We start from the raw sequence: 18,831 nt of genomic DNA on the forward strand, positions 1-18,831 counted from the left end.
TTCAGGAGCAGAACCGATGACCGAGTCCGTGACCAACGACCCTCCCGCGCGGGCCGTGAGCCCGACCGAAGCGGACCACAGCCTCGCCGTGCTCAGCCGCCACGCCATGATGGTGGGCGCCACCGGGTCCGCCCCGACCTCGGTGACGGTCGCCAACGGTCCGGTGTCCCTGCGCATCACCTGGGGCGAGCGGCCCGCGGCGGCCGCCGACGAGGGTGATCCCACGGGACAGCTGGTTCTCGTCCCGACCGAACCCGCCGACGGGGCCGCAGCCCGGGTGGACAGGGCCGCCGACAACGGTGCCGCATCGACGTTCCCGCTCACCGCCGAGACCGTCGGCGTGTTCTATCGAGCGCCGGAACCCGGTGCCTCGCCGTTCGTCGCAGTGGGCGACCCCGTCCGCGCCGGCCAGCAGGTGGGCATCATCGAGGCGATGAAGCTGATGATCCCGGTCACCGCGACCCGCGAGGGTGTGGTGGCGGAGATCCTCGTCGACAACGGTGACGCCGTGGAGCACGGCCAGGCCCTGATCGTGTTCGAGGCGCTGCGATGACCCGCCCCTTCGGCAAGGTCCTGATCGCCAACCGCGGGGAGATCGCGGTACGGGTCATCCGTACCTGCCGCGAGCTGGGCATCGCCACCGTGGCGGTGCATTCGGCCGCGGACCGTGACTCCGCGGCGGTGCGCCTGGCCGACGAACACGTCCAGATCGGTCCGGCCCCGGCCAAACGCAGCTACCTGTCGATCCCCGCGATCATCGAGGCGGCCCGCGCCACCGGTGCCGACGCGATCCATCCCGGCTACGGATTCCTCTCGGAGGACCCGGATTTCGCCGAGGTGTGTCAGGCGGAGGGTTTCGTGTTCGTCGGCGCGCCGTCGGCGGTCATGGCCCGGCTCGGTGACAAATCGACCGCCCGTGCGCTGATGGCCGACGCGGGTCTGCCCCTGCTGCCCGGCAGCCGCGACGCCATCGACGACCCCGACGCGGCGCGCGCCCTGGCCGACGAGATCGGCTACCCGGTGATCATCAAAGCCGTCGCCGGCGGTGGTGGACGCGGGATGCGGGTCGTGCGCGACGGCGACGAGTTCGCCACGGCCTGGCAGCACACCAGGGCGGCGGCCGCCGCCGTCTTCGGCGACGGCAGGCTCTATGTCGAGCGCTATCTGGAATCGGCCAGGCACGTGGAGGTGCAGATCCTCGCCGACACCCATGGCACCGTCCGTCACCTGAGTCTGCGTGACTGTTCGCTGCAGCGCAGGCATCAGAAGCTGGTCGAGGAATCGCCGGCGCCGGGCCTGTCGCCCGAACTCGCCGAACGCATCGGCGCCGCGGCCGTCCGTGGCTGCGAGGCGGCCGGTTACGTCGGGGCTGGCACGGTGGAGTTTCTACTCGCACCCGACGGCCGGTTCTACTTCATGGAGGTCAACTGCCGCCTCCAGGTCGAGCACCCCGTCACCGAGATGGTCACCGGCGTCGACCTGGTCGCGGAGCAGCTGCGCATCGCCGCGGGCGAGCCGCTGACCCTCGGCGAGCGCGCGCCGCACGGTGTCGCCATCGAATGCCGCCTCAATGCCGAAGACCCGGAACGCGCGTTCGCGCCCGCCCCCGGCACGCTCGTCGAGTGCGCGCTCCCCGCCGGTCCCTTCGTTCGCGTGGACACGCATGTGGCGCAGGGCTATGCCGTTCCGCCACATTACGATTCGCTGCTCGCCAAGGTCATCGTCTGGGCGCCGGATCGGCCGACGGCCATCGCCCGCATGCGCCGCGCGCTCGCCGAGACCACGATCGCCGGCCCCGGCGTGGCCACCACCACCGACTTCCTGCACGACATCCTCGACCACCCCGCCTTCCGGGCCGCCACCCACGACACGGCCCTCATCGGCACCCTGAACGCTCCGGCCGCCGTGCATTGAGCATCGCCGGCCGGACGGGGCTGACCCAACCGGCCGGTGCACTGCCCGTCCATCCGACTGAATCGACTCCGGCTCACAGGTTCTCCGGTGCGGACTGGAATGCGCGTCATGACCATGCCGTCGCTGTTCCAGTCCGCGAAGTCTCGGTGACGCCCTGATCTCACTTGAGACCCGAGCGGACGAAGGCGTTCACGATGTGGCGCTGTAACACCAGGTAGAGCAGCAGGACCGGTAGGCAGGCGAGGCTGGCGAGGGCCATCATGGGACCCCACTGGTCGCCTTCGGTGCCCATGAAGCTGCGCAGACCCAGTTGGAGGACGTCGTTGGACTGGCGCAGCACCACGGCGGGCCAGAAGTATTCGTTCCAGGCGTTGATGAACAGCAGGATGCCGAGGGCGGCCAGCGCGGGGCGCAGGTTGGGGACGACCACGGTCCACAGGATGGCCCAGGAGGAGCGGCCGTCCATTTTCGCGGCCGCGATGAGCTCCTTCGGGAATGCCGACATGTGCTGGCGCAACAGCAGCACGCCCAGCGTCGAGCACAGGGTCGGCAGCACACAGCCGATGAGCGTGTTGATCAAGCCCAACTCGTTGAGCAGGATGTAGTTGGGCAGCATGGTCACCTGGAACGGCACCAGCCAGACGCCCACGAACGCCAGGTACATCAGGCGCTGCAGCGGAAAGGTGTACATGGCGAACGCGTACGAGGCGAGCAGCGCGATGAGCAACTGCCCGGCCGCGGACAGGATTGCCACGAAGAACGTGGTGGCGATCAGGCCCGCGACATCCACCTTCTGCGCCGCGTCGAGATAGTTGTCGATCGACAGCGGCCACGGCAACGGCGCGAGCGAGGTGACGTCCTCCGGCCGGCGCAGTGCCGTGGCGAACAGCCAGTAGATGGGGAATACGCACAGCAGCGCCGTGCCGGCGAGCAGCAGGTGGCTGCCCGCCGCGCGCAGACGGTCAATCATCATGGACGGCAACCTTTTCCGAAATCCAGACCAGCACTGCGGCCAGTGCACCGAAGCCGACGAACAACAGCACACCCGCCGCGGCGCTGAGCCCGGCGTCGAAGCTGTGGAACGCGTAGTCCCAGAGCAGGTAGTAGATGTTGGTCGTGGCCTGCGACGGACCGCCCTGGGTCATCGAGTCGATCAGCGGGAAGGACAGGGTGGGACTGAGCAGCACGGTGGTGAGCACCAGGAACAACAGGGTGGGGGAGAGCAGGGGCAGCGTGATCCAGCGCCGGATCTGCCCCGGTGTCGCCCCGTCGACCCGCGCGGCTTCGCTGTAGTCGCCGCTGATCCCGGCCAGTCCGGCCCAGACCACCAGCGTCGCGAAACCGAGCAGCTGCCACCCCGTGATCGCGATGATCACCGCCTGCGCGGTCGAGGCGTCGTAGACCCAGTTGTGGCCGGTGCCGAGCAGCTGGTCGACGAATCCGGTGCCCGGATGCAGCAGCCACCGCCACACCGCCGCCGCGGCGACCGGCGCGACGAGGAAAGGCGCGAACACCAGCGCCTGATAGACGGTCCTTGCCCGGCCGTGCACGCGCCGGCTCGCCAGCGCGATGAGCACCGGCAACAGCACCGTGAACGGCAGCAACCCCAGGATCAGGGTCGCGGTGCGGCCGAGGGATCCCCAGAACGCCGGAAGGTCCAGCAGCCGTTCGTAATTGGCGGTGCCGACCGGTTTCATCGGGGCCGTCGGCAGCAGGTTCCACGAATACGTGGACAGCTCGACCGCCTGCGCCAGCGGCTGATAGGTCCACACGACCAACAGGACGAGCGCGGGCGCGAGATACAGGTAGGGCGCGACGAGACGGGTCAGCGCGCGGCGGGTGACCCGGCGTGGACCCGGCGCGGCGATGCTCGGCACCGCCTGCGCCGGGTCCTGCCGGTCGTCGATGACGAACATGTCACCGCGTCCGCGCGGCGATCGCCGCCAATTGCTCGAGCACCTCGGCCTCGGGCCGGTCGTATACCGAGACCGCCGGGGTCGCCTCGATGGCCGTCGCGAGCATCGTGTCGCCGACGAGATCGATACGGCTGTACCCGAATCCGACCAGCCCACGGTGCCTGCCCACCGGCGCCATCGGATCGATCCGGTACGACAGCGCCGGACCGATCCACACCGGGATCCCCGCCACCGCCGCCGCGGCGGTCAGGTGATTGTGCCCGCACAGGATCATCCGCACGTCGGAGCCCGCGAGCACGTCGGCCAGCCGTTCGGCGTCCTCGAGCTTGAGGAAGTCGGCGGTGGCCACCGGCGAGGGAATCGGCGGATGGTGTAGCACCAGCAGGGTGCCGCGCGGGGCGGGCACCCGCAGCTGCTCGGTGAGCCAGGCCAGCTGCTCGAGTTCGAGCCTGCCTTCGTGCCGCAGCGGTGTCGTGCTGTCGAGTGCGATGACGCGCAGGCCCGCGATCTCGACGCACGAATCGTGCGGAAGGGCCGGATCAACCGAACCGGGGGCCAGGTCGAGCAGCTCCTCGCCGAAGCTCACCCGCTCGTCGTGATTGCCCATCACATAGACGATCTCGGCACCGAGCTCGGCCGCGACCGGCTCCACGGCCGCCCGCAGCCGCCGGTACGCCTCGGGTGACCCGTTGTCGGACAGGTCACCCGAGAGCACCAGGGCATCGACGTGCTGCCCGGCCGCGCGCAGCTGGGTGAGCACCCGCGCGAGGTTGGCGTCGGTGTCGACGACACCGTGGACGAGCTCACCGGCCGGACGCAGGTGGGTGTCGGTGAGCTGGACGATGGTCAGATCACTCATCATGCCGCCGGGAGGAGCTTGGCGCCCTCGGCCTGCGCCGCGGTCAGGATCGCTTGCGGATCCTTGCCCTGGAAGACGATCGCCTCGACCGCGTCCATCATGCCGTCACGCATCTGCAGATAGTTGTTGCCGGGCATGGAGACCCACGGCTCCATGGTGGCGAGCTGCGCGACGTTCGGCTTCAGCAGCGGGTTCTTCGCGGCCCAGTCCCGCAGGCCGTCGGGCTGGTCGAGCAGGCCGGTGCGCAGCGGCAGGTAGCCGATGTTCTGCGCGATCTTGATGTAGGACTCCTCGCTGGTGAGGAACTTGATCAGCTCCCACGAGGCGCGCTGCTTGGCCGGATCGTTGGACAGGATGTGCAGGCCCGCACCGGAATTGGTGGGCACAGTCGGCTTGTCGCCGAACGCGGGCATCGCCGCCGAACGCAGGTCCCACTTGTCCTTGGCACCGGTGACGAAGGTGCCCTGGATGGCGCTGGTCTCGAGGATCATGCCGATCTCACCGCGCGCGAACGCCTCGTAACCCTGCTTCTGGTTGAGCTTGGGCATGCTGCCCGAGTTCACCAGGTCCTGCGCCATCTTTGTCACCTCGACGACGGGCGCGTCGGCATAGGTGAGGGTGCGACGATCCTCGGAGATGACCCGGCCGCCGTTGGAACGCACCATCGACTGGAAGCACCAGTCCTTGGCGGTCTTGGTCAGGCAGTCGATGTACACCCCGCCCTTGCCGGTGCGGTCGGCGATCTGCGCGGCCGTGGTGGCGACCTCGGCCCAGGTGGCCGGGGGCTTGGCCGGATCGAGCCCGGCCTCGGTGAACAGCGAGGCGTTGAAATACAGCACCGGGGTGGAGAACACGAACGGCACGCCGTAGGTGTGGCCGTTCCAGTCGTCGAGAACGCGGGCGCGCGGCGCGTAGGCGTGGCGGCCGTCGAAATTGCGGGCCACCTCCTGCGTGCCGACGAGGGTGTCGAGCGGCTTGGCCTGCAGCTGGTTGATGGTGAAGTCCAGATCGGAGAAGCCGAGCTGCGCCACGTCGGGCGGGGTGCCCGCGACCATCTGGTTCTGGATGCTGGAGATGGTGTCGGTGGCCGGGTTCGGGCTGTTGCCCTGCGGCTTCTGCGCCGTCACCTTGATATTGGGGTACTTCTTGCCGAAGTCGGCGATCAGCGCGTTGAACGTGTCGGTCCAGGCACCGGCGAGACCGTAGTTGTAGGACTCGAAGGTGATCGAGACCTGCTGGTCGGGCTTCAGCTCCGGGATCTGCGCGGTCGAAGTGGTGTCCGAGGACACGGTGCCGCCCAGACCGCAGCCGCTCAGGGCGACGGCGGTGGTGAACACCACGCCCAGGACGGGCAGGGTGCGTTTCATGGTGGTTCTCCTCATCGAGTGGTGCGGGAAATCAAGGGACGGGCACAGCCGCCGCGTCCACGGCCTTCGGCGAATCCGGTTGCGGCGCAAGCCAGGTCAGCCGCAAGCCGGTGTCGGGGTCGAACAGGTGGATGTCGGCGGGATCCACGCGCAGGGTGATGTTCTCGCCTGCGGCGACCCCGGCCGGTCGCGCGGCACGCACGCACAGGCTGGTCGCGCCCGCGTCGAGATGCACCAGCTCCTCGCTGCCGAGGTTCTCGACCATGCGCACCGTCCCGCGGACGTCGTTGGCCGCGGGATCGATGCGCAGGCGCTCGGGGCGGATGCCCGCGATCACCGGGGTGGCGGCGTCGAGATCGTCGGTGATGGCGAGGGCGGCGTCGACCCCGTCGGCGGTCACCCGCAGCGCGCCCTGCGCCGCGGTGACCACGGCGGGGAACAGATTCATCGGTGGTGCGCCGAGGAATCCGGCGACGAAGGTCGAGCGGGGCTGGTCGTAGAGCTCGGCGGGCGTGCCGCACTGTTCGACCCGGCCCTCGTTGAGCAGCGCGATGCGCGAGGCCATCGTCATCGCCTCGACCTGGTCGTGGGTCACGTAGAGGAACGTCGCCCCCAACCGCTGGTGCAGCGCGATCAGTTCCGCGCGTGTCGCGCTGCGCAGTTTGGCGTCGAGATTGGACAGCGGCTCGTCCATCAGGAACGCGCCCGGATCGCGAACCATGGCCCGCGCCAACGCGACTCGCTGCCGTTGTCCACCCGAGAGCGCCACCGGGCGACGGTCCAGCAGCGCCGACAACTCCAAGGTGGCCGACACCTCCGCCACCCGCTGGGCGATCTCCGCGCGCGGCCTGCGCCTGGCCCGCAGCGGGAAGCCGATGTTCTTGGCCACCGACAGGTGCGGGTAGAGCGCGTAGCTCTGGAACACCATCGCCAGATCGCGTCGTTGCGGCGCGGCGTCGGTGACGTCGGTGCCGCCCACCAGGATCCGGCCCTCGCTCGGTTCCTCCAGTCCGGCGATCATCCGCAGGAGGGTCGATTTGCCGCAGCCGCTGGGGCCGAGCAGCACCATGAATTCGCCGTCGGCGATGTCGAGGCTCACCTCGCGCACCGCGTAGTCGGTGTCGAACTTCTTCGACACCGCCTGGATCTGCAGTCGTGCCACGTCTCTCCTCAGGCCGGCGCGGAGCCGGTGGTGATCCAGCGCGACACCTGGGTCGCGATCGCGGGCGAATCCTTCAACCAGGCGAAGTGATCGCGGTGCTCGACAGCGGAGTCCGCGTCGATGTGCCACTGGGTGACCTGTGCGGCGGGCATCCGCGACACCAGGAAGTCGACATTGGACTTCGGGCCGAGCACGTCTTCGGACAGCGAGATCGCGAGCACCGGCAGCGTCATCTCCGCCAGCAGTGAGTTGTAGCGGCGGGTGGTGCCGCGCGGACGGTAGTAGCTGGTCAGCGAGTGGATCGACCAGTCGACCATCACTCCGCCCGGCATCGGCGCCGGGATCAGCACCCCACCCGGCCAGTGCCCTTTGACGCGGGCGACCAGGCCGATCCACTGGATCTGGCTCAGCGCCTCGAACCAGCGGCGCGGACCGAACGCCCACCAGAACACGGTGCCGGTGCCGATCACGGTCACCCCGGCGACCCGCTCGGGTTCGGCGGCGGCGAACAGCAGGGCCAGCTGGCCACCCAGGCTGTGCCCGAACAGGTGCAGCGGCGCCTGCGGGAAGTGCGCCTCGATCGCGGAAACGATGGCGGGCAGGTCGATTTCGAGCATCTCGCGGTACCCGAAATCGGTGTGCTCGCCGAGCGCGGGCTCGGCCTCGCCGTGCGCGCGCAGATCGACGGTGGCCACCGAAAGCCCGGTGGCGTGCAGCGCCTTGGCCAGCGACTGGTAGTTGCGGGCCTTCATCGCCATCGCGGGCAGGATCAACACGACCGGGGCGGTGGGGTCCGCGGCGGCCAGCCGGCGCACGGTGAACCGCACACCGTCGGCGGTCTCGACCGTGCTGGTATCGGGCGTGGTCGCGGGCCCGCCACCCGTCACGGCATCGCTGGGCGTTGCGGAATTCATTGGTCGTCCGTTCCGGCGATGCGGACATCGCACACGTAGTCGAAGGTGAATTCGGCGGTGAGCACGTCGTTGTCGTCGAGCAGTTCGGCGCGCCCGGACAGGCCGAAACGGCTCGACGCGGTAGCGGCCAGGATCATGGCCAGCTCGGTGGCGTCGACGGTGGCGACCGCACGGATGCGGCCACGCGCCGGCTTCCGGTAGGCGGCGGTGCCGCCGCGCAGGACCAGCCGGTCGATGGTGTGCAGGCGGTGCGCGGCCGCGCCGACGAACGCCGCGGCGCCCGCGATGTCGGCGGCGGTGAACAGCGCGCCCGCGTGGACGGTGCCCATGTGGTTGCACATCACCGGTTCGGCGGGGATCTCCACCACCGAACGCGTGGCCGAGATCTCGGTGATCACGGTGCCGACGTGTGCGCCGAACGGAACAAGCGCCTGCGAGGCGTCGCGCAGATAGCCGAAGTCGACGGCGTCGGGGTCGAGGGCGGGGTAAGCGGCGCCGAATCCGGCGATGCTGCGGGTCATCTCGTCGTCCTCTCAGCGCGGTCCGCGCAGGACGCGCCGCGCGATCGACCAGCGCAACACCTCCGACGGACCCTCGTAGATGCGGAAAGCCCTGGCTTCCACCAGGAATCGGGCCACCAGGTAGTCCTCGCAGACGCCGAGCCCGCCGTGCAGCTGCACCGCGCGGTCGAGCACCCGCCATACCGCCTCGGAGACGAAGGTCTTGGTGATCGAAGCCTCGTGCCTGGCCTGCCCGGAGGTGGCGCCGTGCTCGTCGATCGTGGCGGCGGTGGCGCGGATCAGGCTGCGCGCGGCGGCGATGTCGATCTCGTTGTCGGCGATCAGGCCCTGGGCCATGCCGTGGTCGGCGATCGGGACCCCGAACGACTGCCTGCCGGTGATGTGCTCGGCGGCCAGCTGCTGGGCGCGCACCGCCAGTCCGAGCCAGTTCATGCAGAACACCAGCCGCGAGGGCGCCAGCCGTGCCTGCGCCAGGTCCAGGCCGCCGCCGACGGTGCCGAGGATCGCGGACTCGTCGACCTCGCAGTCGACGAACTCGACCTCGCAGTGTCCGCCCGGGGCGCTGGTGTGATCCAGCGTCGGCATCCGCCGTCCCACCCGCAGGCCGGGATTGTCCTGGTCGACCAGGAACATCGTCGGACCGTCCGTGGTCGCGGCGACACAGATGGTGAACGCGGCGCCCTGGGCGCCGGTGGTGAAGTGTTTGCGGCCGTTGATGACCCAGCCGGTGTCGGTCTCCTCGGCCACGGTCGCCAGCATCCGTGGATCGGAGCCCGCGCCGGGGGCAGGCTCGGTCATGGCGATGGCCGAGCGCACCTCGCCGGAGGCCAGTGGGGCCAGATACCGCTGCTGCTGTTCGGGGTTGGCCACCGCGGCCAGCAGGTGGATGTTGCCGTCGTCGGGAGCCCAGGCGTTGACCGCCAATGGGCCGAGCAGGCTGGCGCCCGCCGCCTCGAGCACCTCGGCCTGCGCCCTCGTGTCGAGGCCGAGGCCGCCGTAGGCGGGATCGGACAGGGGACCGAAGACACCGGCTTCCTTGGCCTTCTTCTGCAAATCGAGGCGAAGGGCGTCGTCGGTGACCCGGCCACCGACCACGACCTCGCGTTCCACCGGGATGACGTGATCTCGAACGAACTGCCTGGTCCTGTCGACCAGTTCCGACACGGGAGTCATGCCGCCAGTTTCGGGCGGCGGGCAGGTCGGAGGCCGGGGCGATAGTGAACGTCGATCGGTCCAATCGTCTCGCCATGCCCCGGCGGCGAACCGGGCGCCGCTGCACCACGGTGATCTCGACAACGATTCCGCCGAGGGGATGGGCATGACCGAAGTGAGCGTGCGGGTGATCGACCGCACCGAGGAAGCCGACGCGGTGTTCGCCCTGGTGCTCGCCGCGGTCGACGGCGGGCAGCTGCCCGCCTGGACGCCGGGCGCGCACATCGACGTGGCGGTGGGTGCCGCCGGGGTGCGCCAGTACTCACTGTGCGGTGACCCCGCCGACCGGGACCACTGGCGGATCGCGGTATTGCACGAACCCCGGGGCCGGGGCGGTTCGGCCGCACTGTTCCGGACAGCGTTGCCCGGCACCACACTGTCGGTCTCGGTGCCCCGCAACAACTTCGAGCTGGCGCCTGCCGCGCGATACACCTTCGTGGCGGGCGGGATCGGGATCACCCCGATCCTGCCGATGATCGCCGCCGCCGACCGGGCGGGCGCGGACTGGACGCTGCACTACGGGGCCCGGAGCCGCGCGCACATGGCCTTCGCCGACGTCCTCGCCGCGGACCCCCGGGTGCGCCTGGTGCCGCAGGACGAGGCCGGGTTGCTGCCGATCGCGCAGATCCTGGCCGACCGGCCGGGCGCGACCGTGTACTGCTGCGGTCCCGAACCGCTGCTGGCGGCGGTCGAGGCAGCGGGCGCGCGGGGCGGTGTCACCGTGCGTACCGAACGCTTCGTGCCACGACCGGTCGTGCCCGCGGAAGCCGACACCGCCTTCGAGATCCGCTTGGCACAGACGGGCCGAACGCTGCGAGTGGCGGCCGACCGGTCCATCGTCGACGTCCTCGAATCGGCGGGCATCGCGGTGCTCACCTCGTGTCGCGAAGGCACCTGCGGCAGTTGCGAGACCCCGGTGCTCGACGGCGAGGTGGATCATCGCGACTCGCTGCTCACCGCTGAGGAACGCGACAGCGGCGCCACGATGATGCTCTGCGTCTCCCGGGCCCGCTCCGGCGTCCTGGTGCTCGACCTGTGAGCGCGCGGAATCGGTTGTCCCCCAGAACGTGCGCGTAACGGACGCGCCCGATTCCCGTCCGGGAATGTGAGAGGAAGAAACATACGATGAGGAAATCTGCTGCGGCCGCGGCGCTGCTCGCCGCCGCGATCGGCGTCACGGCCGGTATCACCGGCTCGGCGTCGGCCCAGGCCCCCGCCCCGATCGAGTTCACTGCGCAGGAAGTGGCCGGTAAGTCCGTCATCACCACAGGTGCCGGCTCCATGGTCGTCGAGGACGGCGCGTTCAAGGTGAAGGCGCCCGACGGCACCACCGTCGCCGCCACCCCGCTGACCTTCCGGCTGGACGAGTTCGAGTTGCCCATCGTGGCCGAGATCGCGGGCAACACGGCGACACTGAGCCCGCAGCTGGATGCCTCGCAGGCCGTGTACAAGCCGGTCGCCCTGCCCTTCGAGGACAAGGCACCCTGGAAGAGCGAATACGAGCGTGAGGTCGCCGCCTGGACCAGGCTGACCACCACCATCTCCACCGGCGCCGCCATCGGCACCCTGGTCGGTGGTATCGGCGGCGCCGCGGTGGGTTGCGTGCTCGGCGGCATCGTCGGCGCCACCGTCGCCGCGGCCACCATCGTCGGCCTGTTCGGCCCGTTCCTGCCCGCCGCCGCGGTCGGCTGCATCGGCGGCATCCTCGCCGTCGGCGCGCTCGGCACCCTGGCCGGGCAGATCTTCATCACCGCGCCCGTGGCCATCGGCGCGGCGATCCAGTACTTCACCACCATCAACCAGCCGTTCAACGCACCGGCGAAGTAGGGGTGGTCGAAGACCCGGTATAGAGCGACCGGGGGACACCGACCCCGCCCGATCCTGCGATCGGGCGGGGTCTTTCGCCGTCCGGGCGTCGACGCGATCAGCGCGTCAGCACGGGCAACGCGAGCAGACCGCGGATGAGCGTGCTGGTCTGCCAGCGTGGCGTCAGGGCTGCCGGGGCCAGCCGCAGGTCGGGGTAACGGCGCTGGAGGGCGGTGACGGCGATCGTGGCCTCGAGCCGGGCCAGGGGAGCGCCGACACAGAAATGGATGCCGTGGCCGAACGCCAGGTGCCCGGTGGTATGCCCGTCGGTGGCGAGAGTGTCGGGATCGGCGAACCGTGCGGGATCGTGATTGGCGGCTGCCACCGACACGTAGACGAGTTCGCCCACCGGAATCTCGGTGCCGCCCAGGGTGACCGGCTCGGCGGTGTAGCGCACCGTGGCCATGTCGACCGGCCCGTCGAAACGCAGGAACTCCTCGATCGCGAGGGGCACCGCCGCCGGATCGGCGCACAGCGCCTGCCACTGTGCCCGGTCGCGCAGCAGCGCGTTCATGCCGTTGCCGATCAGATTGACGGTGGTCTCGTGGCCGGCGACCAGCAGCAGGAACGCCATCGACACCAGCTCCTTGTCCGTGAGCCGGTCTCCGTCGTCGTCGGCCAGTACCAGTTCCGAGAGCAGATCGTCGGCCGGGTCGGCCTGCTTGGCTCGCACCAGGTCGGTCAGATAGCCGACCATGGCGGCGCCCGCGGCCGGGCGCCCTTCGTCCTCGCCGACGACGGTGACCAGTGCGCGGGTCCACGCCTGGAAGCCCGCACGGTCGGCGAACGGCACACCGAGCAGTTCGCAGATCACGGTCACCGGTAGGGGATCGGCGAACTCTTCCATCAGATCGAACTCGTCGCGATCGGCGGTCGCGTCCAGCAGGTCCTCGGTGATCTGCTCGATCCGGGGACGCAGTCCGGCGACTTGCTTGGCGGTGAACGCCTTGTTCACCAGCTTGCGCAGGCGCGTGTGCGCCGGTGGGTCGGTGCCGAGCATGTGGCTCAGCAGCGCGCTCACATTCGGGTCCGACCGCGTTTCGCGGCGCTTCTCGTGCAGGATCGCCTCGACCTGCCCGACATCCTTGGCCAGGCGCGGATCGGCCAGCGCCGCACGGGCTTCGGCGTAGCCGATGATCACCCAGCGGATCACGTCGTCGGGGAAGCGGACCCGATGGACCGGGCCCGCGGCGCGCCAGCGCCGGTAGTGGGCGTGCGGATCGTCGAAGAAGTCGGCGCCGATGGACTCGACGCGGGGAGCAGCGGTGGTGTCGGCCATCTCACCGACGGTACCGGCGTCCGGCGAACGATTCGCCGGGTGCGCACGATCCCGATCAGGCAATCGGAGTTCGGCATGGAATGGGCTGTGGCAAACCGCAATTCACCGAACGCTGCTCGAATGAGACGGGAAAACCGTCCGCAGGGAGGAAATCATGACAAGTACCGACATGGACGTCGACGTGACCGCGCAGCGGCGGGTCGACGAATTGACCGCGGTATTCGAACGCGGACTGCAAGAAAAACTGGGTGTCGGTGATTCACTCGGAATTCGCTTGGAAAGCGCGTCGAAAGGGCGCACGCGCTACTATCTCGACCCGAATCCGGCGACCATCAACGCGATGTTCACGGTGCACGGTGGTGTCCTGGCGACCCTCATGGACACCGCCATGGGCAGCGCGGTGTTCACCGAGCTCGGCGACGGGGTCGCCTACACCACGCTGGAACTGAAGGTGAACTTCATCCGGGCCGTGACACTGGACGGAAGTAGGCTCACCTGCGACGCCACCGCCGTGCACGTCGGGCGGCGCACCGCCACCGCGGAGGGGCGCATCACCGACGCGGCGGGCAAGCTCATCGCCCACGGCACCACGACGATTCTCGTACTGGCACAGGGCAACTGACCACACGGCACCGGCCCCGCCCCGAACCGATCGGGGGCGGGGCCGGTGCCGTCGGATCAGGCCAGCGCCCGACAGCTCTCGACGAACCTGACGAGCTCGTCGATCGGCTCGGTTCGCGTGTCGACCGCGCGGTCGATCACCTTCACGAGGTGCTCGTACGCGGCGGTGTGGTCGTAGTCGGCGACTTCGGCGATGCGCAGCGCCCACCGCCAGTAGCCGCGCAGCGTGTCCGACAGCGGCATCCGGAAATGGGCGATGACGTCGCGGATCGGCGCCACCACCGCGTCACCGTCGTGGCGCAAGTACTGCGTCACCACCTCGGCCATGAAACTGAAATGCCGTGCCTCGTCGCGGGACAACCGGGTGAGCACCGCGGCGAGCACCGGATCGGTGACGACGTCGCGCAGCTGCTGGTAATACATCTGTGTCGCCTTCTCCTGCACCAGCGCGTAGGCGAAGAACTGCACGGGATGGTCGTAGGGCAGGTCGAACGGTTTGTGCCCTTCGATCGCCAATTCCGAACGCAGCGTTGACCGTTCGGCCATACCCGCGACCTCCTGGTAGCGGGCCAGTGCCCTGGCGTGGGTGTCCTCCTCGAGCGCCCACCGCACGGTGAAGTGGTAGAGCTCCCGATTGTGTTCGAAGGTCGGCAGATCCACGCTGTCGTCGACCGGGAAGTGCCGGTGGTAGACATCGAAATAGCCGGGCAGGTGATCTTCGATGAGGGTGACGAACTGGACCGCGGATCGTTGTCCCTCGGTGAGCCTGCCCGCGTCGGCGGCCGTCCAGTCGAAGGCGGTCTCGACGTCCCAGGCACGGGACGCGGGGGAGGCGGCGAGGAAGCCGTCGACCGCGGCTGTCAGCTCGGTGACGGGCAGCAACCCTGGTGTGCTGATCATGTCCTACCTGGCATTCCGGCAGACCAGCGCGTAATGCTTGGTGGTGTAACCCCAGCCCGCGTTGGCGATCTCGAGATAGTGGCGCAGCTTGGCCGCCAGGCCGGCACCGTGCGCGTCGATGCGGTCGGCGGCGGCGTCGACATTGGCGATCCAGTCCTCGATCGTGCGCCGGTAGTTCTCGGTGAGATCGTCGACCGAGATCACCGAAAAGCCCGCGTTCTCGGCGGCCGCGACCAGCTCCGAGAGTGGGCGCAGCTCACCGAAACCGAAGATGTCCTCGCGGACGAACCCAGTGCCGTCGCGGTCGTCGAACGCGGCGCGGGTGGCCGCGTTGCGGAAGCAGCTCTCCGACACGTAGAGGGTGCCACCGCGGCGCAGCACCGCCTTGGCGCGGCGGAACACCTCGTCGGGATCGGGCATGTGCACGATCGAGCCGAGCAGGGTGACGGCTTCGAAGCCACGCGCAGGCAGGTCGAGCTGCTCGAAATGCCCGACGCGGGTGCGCACCAGATCGCTCACCCCACGGGCTTCGGCCTGCGCGGCGATGTAGTCGTGCTGCCGCGGCGCCGGGCTGATTCCCACTGTGCGGCAACCCAATTCGCTCGCCATGTAGAGGATCAGCGAACCCCAGCCGCAGCCCACGTCGAGCAGCTGTTCCCCGCCGCGCAGCCCGAGCCGCTCGGCGACGAAACGCAGCTTGTTGCGCTGCGCTGTCTCCAGGGTGTCGTCGGCGGATTCGTACAGTGCCGCACTGTATTTGCGCAGCGGATCGAGGAACTCGCCGAAGATGTCGGGATCGAGATCGTAGTGCTGGTTGGTATCGGCGACGACCGTCATGCCGGTCGCCCCTCGCCCACCGAGCGCTCCACCACGGCGGTGACCTCGGCCAGGGTGGACATGCCGAAGACGTCTTCGTCCTCGAGCTCGATGTCGAAGGTGCGCTCGATGCGGGCGATCATCCGCAGCACCCGCACCGAATCGACACCGGCCATAGCGCGCAGGTCGGCGTCGGGGGTCAGCTCGGCGGCGGGTAGGCCGGTTTCGGAGATCGCGATCTCGGTGACCGTGCGCAGGATGGTGTCGGCGGAAGTGGTTGTCATGGCCGGGCTCCGTTCGGGGAGAAGGTGTTCGCCGTGGACAGGGCATGGTCGAGCAGGGCGACTTCGTCGTCGTCGAGGGTGAGCTGGTCGCGGACCGCGTGCAGATCGAAGGGCTGATAGGTGGCCGTCGACGACGCGCACACCGCGCCGTCGGCATCGAGGATCTCCGCGTGCGCGGCGATCGGCCCCGGCCCGCGCTCGGGCGGAAGCGTTGCCACGCAGCGGTATTCGTGATCGATCAGCAGGGGCGTGAGGAAACGGGTGCGCTGGGAGACAGTGAAGGCGGGTACGTTGCGCGCGAGCACGATGAGATTGCCCATCACCTCGTCGCACACCACGCCGATCAGGCCGCCGTGCACGACACCGGGATAGGACTCGAAGGTTCGGCCCAGCCGGAACCCGGCCTCCAGCACGCCGTCGGGGCGCGGGGTGAAACTCAGGCGCAACCCGGCGGCATTGTGCGGGGAGCAGCCGAAGCAGTGGTAGTCGGGGATCACCGACCACGGCACCACGACGGCATCGGCGGCCGTCATCAGGCGATGGCGTCGGCCAGCGCGCGACGCACCTTCGCGTTGCTGGACAGGTCGAGCCCGGTGATCGAGGCGAAGGTGCGGCGCACCTTGTCGTGCAGCACCTCCAGCTCGCCCTCGGCGGCGACCTGCTCGAGGAACAGCTCGAAGCCGGTGTCGATGGTCTCGTGGTCACCGAGTTCGGCGATGCCCGCCTTGAAGGTGCTCACCGGATGCTTGATCTTGGCCTCGGAGCTGTAGACGTACAGAGTCTCGAGCACCGAGGGCAGTTCCTCGGGGCGCTTCTTCAGCCGCTCGTTGGTGTAGTGGATGAATTCGCGCGCGTGCCCTGCCTCGTCGCGACTGGCGTTGAGCAGCAACTCCTTCAGCACCGGTTCGGCCACCCAGCTCGACACCGCGCGGTACACGTGGTTGACGGTGAGCTCGGAGATGATGTTGGTCGCCAAGGTTGCCGAGGGCGTGCTGCCCGGTGCGTAGGGCTCGCGCATGGCGTCGACGGCGCGGTCCTCGACGTCCTCGCCGATCGCGCCGAGCCAGGAGCGGAACGCGTAGTGGTGCTGCACTTCCTGATAGCCCCACACCACCGCGAAGGTGGAGAAGTCGTAGTCGTCGACGAATTCGTTGAGGAAGCCGTGTACCGCGGCGATCACATTGGACTCACCCATGGCCGCGCTCTTGGCGAGAGTGATGTACTCCGGACGGACCAGCGTCGGGTCGACGGCGGGCAGGTCGAGATCGCTCAGTTTCCAGTGCAGGCGTTCGTAGTGGCGAAACACGTCAAAGCTGTGCACGAGGCACTCCGTTCGATCGAAGGGGAGCCGGGCACGGCATCATCGCCGGCCGATCAGTTCGCGGGCGGCGAGGCGTTGGAGCTTGCCGCTGCTGGTACGGGGGATGCTGCGCGGCGCGACCAGGTGCACCTGGACCGCGCTGAGCCCGAGGTGGGCGGTGACGGCGGCGCGGATGGCGTCGGCGAGAGCGTCGGCCGCGGCGCCGGTACGTTCGGTCTCGGCGATCAGGGCGATCACGTCGTCGCCGTCGGGATCGACAGCGGCGGTGCACCGGCCCTTGTGGACGCCGTCGAGGTCACGGACGGCAGCCTCGACGTCCTGGGCGTAGTAGTTCACGCCGCGCACAGTGATCATGTCCTTGCAGCGGCCGGTGACGAACAGTTCGCCGCCGCGGCGGTAGCCGAGGTCGCCGGTGCGCAGCCAGCCTTCGACGAACCGGTCGGCGGCGGCCTCGGGGTCGGCGGTGAGATAGCCGTCGGTCACCGGGGCGCCCTGGATCAGGATCTCGCCGACCCGGCCGTCGGGCAGGTCGGCGCCGGTGTCGGGGTGCACGATCCGCACGGCGATCCCGTCGACTGGCCCGCCGACCGAGGCGACCGCCCGCGCACCGTCGGCGTCCCGCGCGACCACATCGGCGACCGCGGCGTCCGAGAGCAGGGCGCGGTCGACCCACTCGAACACCGGCTCGCGCAGTAGCGGTGGGAACGCGACGGCGAGGGTGGCCTCGGCCATGCCGTACACGCCGAACATCGTCGACGGCGCGAAACCGGCGGGCGCGAACCGCTCGCAGAACGCGCTGACCACCGATTCGGCGATCGGTTCGGCGCCGTTGAACGCGATCCGCCAGTGCCGCAGGTCGTAGTCGGTGACCCGCTCCGGCGAGATCGCCGCCAGCAGCGCCTCGTAGCCGAAGTTCGGCATCGCGGTGATGGTGGTCTTCGTCGCGGCGAACTCGGCGAGCCAGCGCGCCGGATCCTTGACGAACGCGATCGGCGACCACACGTGCGCCGGGATGCCACGCAGCACCGCCGACAGGGTGCCGAACAGGCCCATGTCGTGGAACAGCGGCAACCAGAACCCGCCCTGATCGTCGAGGCCGAGATCGATACCGGTGCGGATGGCGGCCAGCCCGCTCACCACATTCGCATGGGTGAGCCGCACCCCCTTGGGCAGCGCGGTGCTGCCGGAGGTGAATTGCACGATGGCCAGGTCGTCGGGGCCCGGTGTCGGCAAGATGTCTTCGTCGGCGGTGATCTCGTCGACGAGCGCGCCGGTGTCGACGAATTCGACGCCGATGTCCCCGATCAGCGGGATCATCGAGGCGAACCGGGGCGAGACCAGGACAGTGCGCATGCCCGCGGCCGCGGTGATCGCCGCCAGCTTCGTCGGGTAGGCGGCCGTCGCCCGTGCGCCGGCGGGCAGCGGCAGGGGAGTGGCGGCCCCACCCGCCGCGGCGATGCCGAACAGCGAGGTCAGGAACTCCGGCGCGTTGGGGCTGAGCACGCCGACCGGCTCGCCGCGCCCGATCCCGCGCCGCACCAACGCGGTCGCCGTCGCCTGGGCGCGTGCCTGCATCTCGGCGTTGTCCAGCTGCTCCGACACCGACCAGAACGTCGCCGTGACGCGCGGCCGTTCGGCGGCGACCCCGGCCAGCAGGGTGGTGAGCGTGTCGCTCGAACGCGAGGAATTCATGCCGGAAACGACAACAGTGCCAGCTGACATCGCGTTGAACGAATAACGAATTACGCGCGCCGATAATCACCGTCGATCGTCCAATTGCCCTGCCTGATAAAGATATTCGGCTATCGCCCGATCGGAGCGGACAATACTGCGCGAATTCGGGGCCGCCGCGCGACGACGATGAGCGGCGAAATCCCCG

At 69.3% G+C, this 18,831-nt stretch carries 20 protein-coding genes; 5 read left to right on the plus strand and 15 right to left on the minus strand.

Going from position 1 to position 18,831, the window contains the following annotated elements:
• Positions 1-16 precede the first annotated feature (16 nt).
• Positions 17-553 carry an acetyl-CoA carboxylase biotin carboxyl carrier protein gene (locus ACWEVR_RS20680; RefSeq protein WP_452468277.1) on the plus strand — a complete coding sequence of 179 codons (537 nt, stop codon included), beginning with the start codon at positions 17-19 and terminating at the stop codon, positions 551-553.
• A complete protein-coding gene (locus tag ACWEVR_RS20685) occupies positions 550-1,914 on the plus strand; it encodes an acetyl-CoA carboxylase biotin carboxylase subunit (protein ID WP_452468278.1) in 1,365 nt (454 codons plus the stop codon). The genes ACWEVR_RS20680 and ACWEVR_RS20685 overlap by 4 nt, the downstream gene beginning before the upstream one ends.
• A 160-nt stretch (positions 1,915-2,074) precedes the next feature.
• On the opposite strand, the gene ACWEVR_RS20690 is transcribed toward ACWEVR_RS20685, so the two are convergent.
• From ACWEVR_RS20690 to ACWEVR_RS20725, 8 genes are read right to left on the minus strand one after another with little or no spacing between them, the layout of a single operon-like run.
• A complete protein-coding gene (locus ACWEVR_RS20690; RefSeq protein WP_452468279.1) occupies positions 2,075-2,887 on the minus strand; it encodes a carbohydrate ABC transporter permease in 813 nt (270 codons plus the stop codon).
• Complete coding sequence (locus ACWEVR_RS20695) at positions 2,877-3,830, minus strand: carbohydrate ABC transporter permease (RefSeq protein WP_452468280.1); 954 nt, start codon at positions 3,828-3,830, stop codon at positions 2,877-2,879. The genes ACWEVR_RS20690 and ACWEVR_RS20695 overlap by 11 nt, the downstream gene beginning before the upstream one ends.
• A gap of 1 nt (position 3,831) precedes the next feature.
• Positions 3,832-4,689, minus strand: coding sequence for a metallophosphoesterase (locus tag ACWEVR_RS20700; protein ID WP_452468281.1), 858 nt, complete (start codon positions 4,687-4,689; stop codon positions 3,832-3,834).
• Positions 4,689-6,056: an ABC transporter substrate-binding protein gene (locus ACWEVR_RS20705; RefSeq protein WP_452468282.1), complete on the minus strand. Its 1,368-nt coding sequence runs from the start codon at positions 6,054-6,056 to the stop codon at positions 4,689-4,691. The genes ACWEVR_RS20700 and ACWEVR_RS20705 overlap by 1 nt, the downstream gene beginning before the upstream one ends.
• Positions 6,057-6,087: 31 nt before the next feature.
• Positions 6,088-7,218, minus strand: a complete 1,131-nt coding sequence (locus ACWEVR_RS20710; RefSeq protein ID WP_452468283.1) for an ABC transporter ATP-binding protein — start codon at positions 7,216-7,218, stop codon at positions 6,088-6,090.
• Positions 7,219-7,226: 8 nt separating this feature from the next.
• Entirely contained in the window at positions 7,227-8,132 is a 906-nt protein-coding gene (locus tag ACWEVR_RS20715; RefSeq protein WP_452468284.1) for an alpha/beta hydrolase family protein, read from the minus strand.
• On the minus strand, positions 8,129-8,653 hold the full coding sequence (locus tag ACWEVR_RS20720; RefSeq protein ID WP_452468285.1) for a YiiD C-terminal domain-containing protein: 525 nt from the start codon (positions 8,651-8,653) through the stop codon (positions 8,129-8,131). Before ACWEVR_RS20720 ends, ACWEVR_RS20715 begins: the two co-directional genes overlap by 4 nt.
• Before the next feature lie 12 nt (positions 8,654-8,665).
• Positions 8,666-9,826 (minus strand): acyl-CoA dehydrogenase family protein, encoded by a 1,161-nt coding sequence (locus ACWEVR_RS20725; RefSeq protein WP_067489071.1) that lies wholly within the window; start codon positions 9,824-9,826, stop codon positions 8,666-8,668.
• Positions 9,827-9,971: 145 nt separating this feature from the next.
• Here ACWEVR_RS20725 and ACWEVR_RS20730 point away from each other — a divergent pair, with 145 nt between their 5' ends.
• Both ACWEVR_RS20730 and ACWEVR_RS20735 read left to right on the plus strand, forming a co-directional pair.
• Positions 9,972-10,904 (plus strand): PDR/VanB family oxidoreductase, encoded by a 933-nt coding sequence (locus ACWEVR_RS20730; protein WP_452468286.1) that lies wholly within the window; start codon positions 9,972-9,974, stop codon positions 10,902-10,904.
• Between the two features lie 86 nt (positions 10,905-10,990).
• Complete coding sequence (locus ACWEVR_RS20735; protein WP_067639477.1) at positions 10,991-11,692, plus strand: hypothetical protein; 702 nt, start codon at positions 10,991-10,993, stop codon at positions 11,690-11,692.
• 97 nt (positions 11,693-11,789) lie between these two features.
• Here the strand turns inward: ACWEVR_RS20735 and ACWEVR_RS20740 are convergent, their stop codons facing one another.
• Positions 11,790-13,010, minus strand: a complete 1,221-nt coding sequence (locus ACWEVR_RS20740) for a cytochrome P450 family protein (protein WP_452468287.1) — start codon at positions 13,008-13,010, stop codon at positions 11,790-11,792.
• Positions 13,011-13,164: 154 nt separating this feature from the next.
• Between ACWEVR_RS20740 and ACWEVR_RS20745 the strand changes: the two genes are divergently transcribed.
• Entirely contained in the window at positions 13,165-13,632 is a 468-nt protein-coding gene (locus ACWEVR_RS20745; protein WP_357143164.1) for a PaaI family thioesterase, read from the plus strand.
• Positions 13,633-13,688: 56 nt separating this feature from the next.
• Here the strand turns inward: ACWEVR_RS20745 and ACWEVR_RS20750 are convergent, their stop codons facing one another.
• The 6 genes from ACWEVR_RS20750 to ACWEVR_RS20775 are packed head-to-tail and all read right to left on the minus strand — an operon-like array spanning position 13,689 to position 18,644.
• A complete protein-coding gene (locus ACWEVR_RS20750) occupies positions 13,689-14,531 on the minus strand; it encodes an acyl-ACP desaturase (RefSeq protein ID WP_452468288.1) in 843 nt (280 codons plus the stop codon).
• A 3-nt stretch (positions 14,532-14,534) separates the two neighbouring features.
• Positions 14,535-15,368 carry an SAM-dependent methyltransferase gene (locus tag ACWEVR_RS20755; RefSeq protein ID WP_452468289.1) on the minus strand — a complete coding sequence of 278 codons (834 nt, stop codon included), beginning with the start codon at positions 15,366-15,368 and terminating at the stop codon, positions 14,535-14,537.
• Positions 15,365-15,631: an acyl carrier protein gene (locus ACWEVR_RS20760; protein WP_452468290.1), complete on the minus strand. Its 267-nt coding sequence runs from the start codon at positions 15,629-15,631 to the stop codon at positions 15,365-15,367. Before ACWEVR_RS20760 ends, ACWEVR_RS20755 begins: the two co-directional genes overlap by 4 nt.
• Positions 15,628-16,164, minus strand: a complete 537-nt coding sequence (locus tag ACWEVR_RS20765; protein WP_452468291.1) for a PaaI family thioesterase — start codon at positions 16,162-16,164, stop codon at positions 15,628-15,630. Before ACWEVR_RS20765 ends, ACWEVR_RS20760 begins: the two co-directional genes overlap by 4 nt.
• Positions 16,164-16,952, minus strand: coding sequence for a ferritin-like domain-containing protein (locus ACWEVR_RS20770; protein ID WP_067489055.1), 789 nt, complete (start codon positions 16,950-16,952; stop codon positions 16,164-16,166). The genes ACWEVR_RS20765 and ACWEVR_RS20770 overlap by 1 nt, the downstream gene beginning before the upstream one ends.
• Positions 16,953-16,991: 39 nt before the next feature.
• On the minus strand, positions 16,992-18,644 hold the full coding sequence (locus tag ACWEVR_RS20775) for an AMP-binding protein (RefSeq protein ID WP_452468292.1): 1,653 nt from the start codon (positions 18,642-18,644) through the stop codon (positions 16,992-16,994).
• Positions 18,645-18,831: the final 187 nt, after the last annotated feature.

This window comes from Nocardia sp. NPDC003979, from assembly GCF_053605015.1.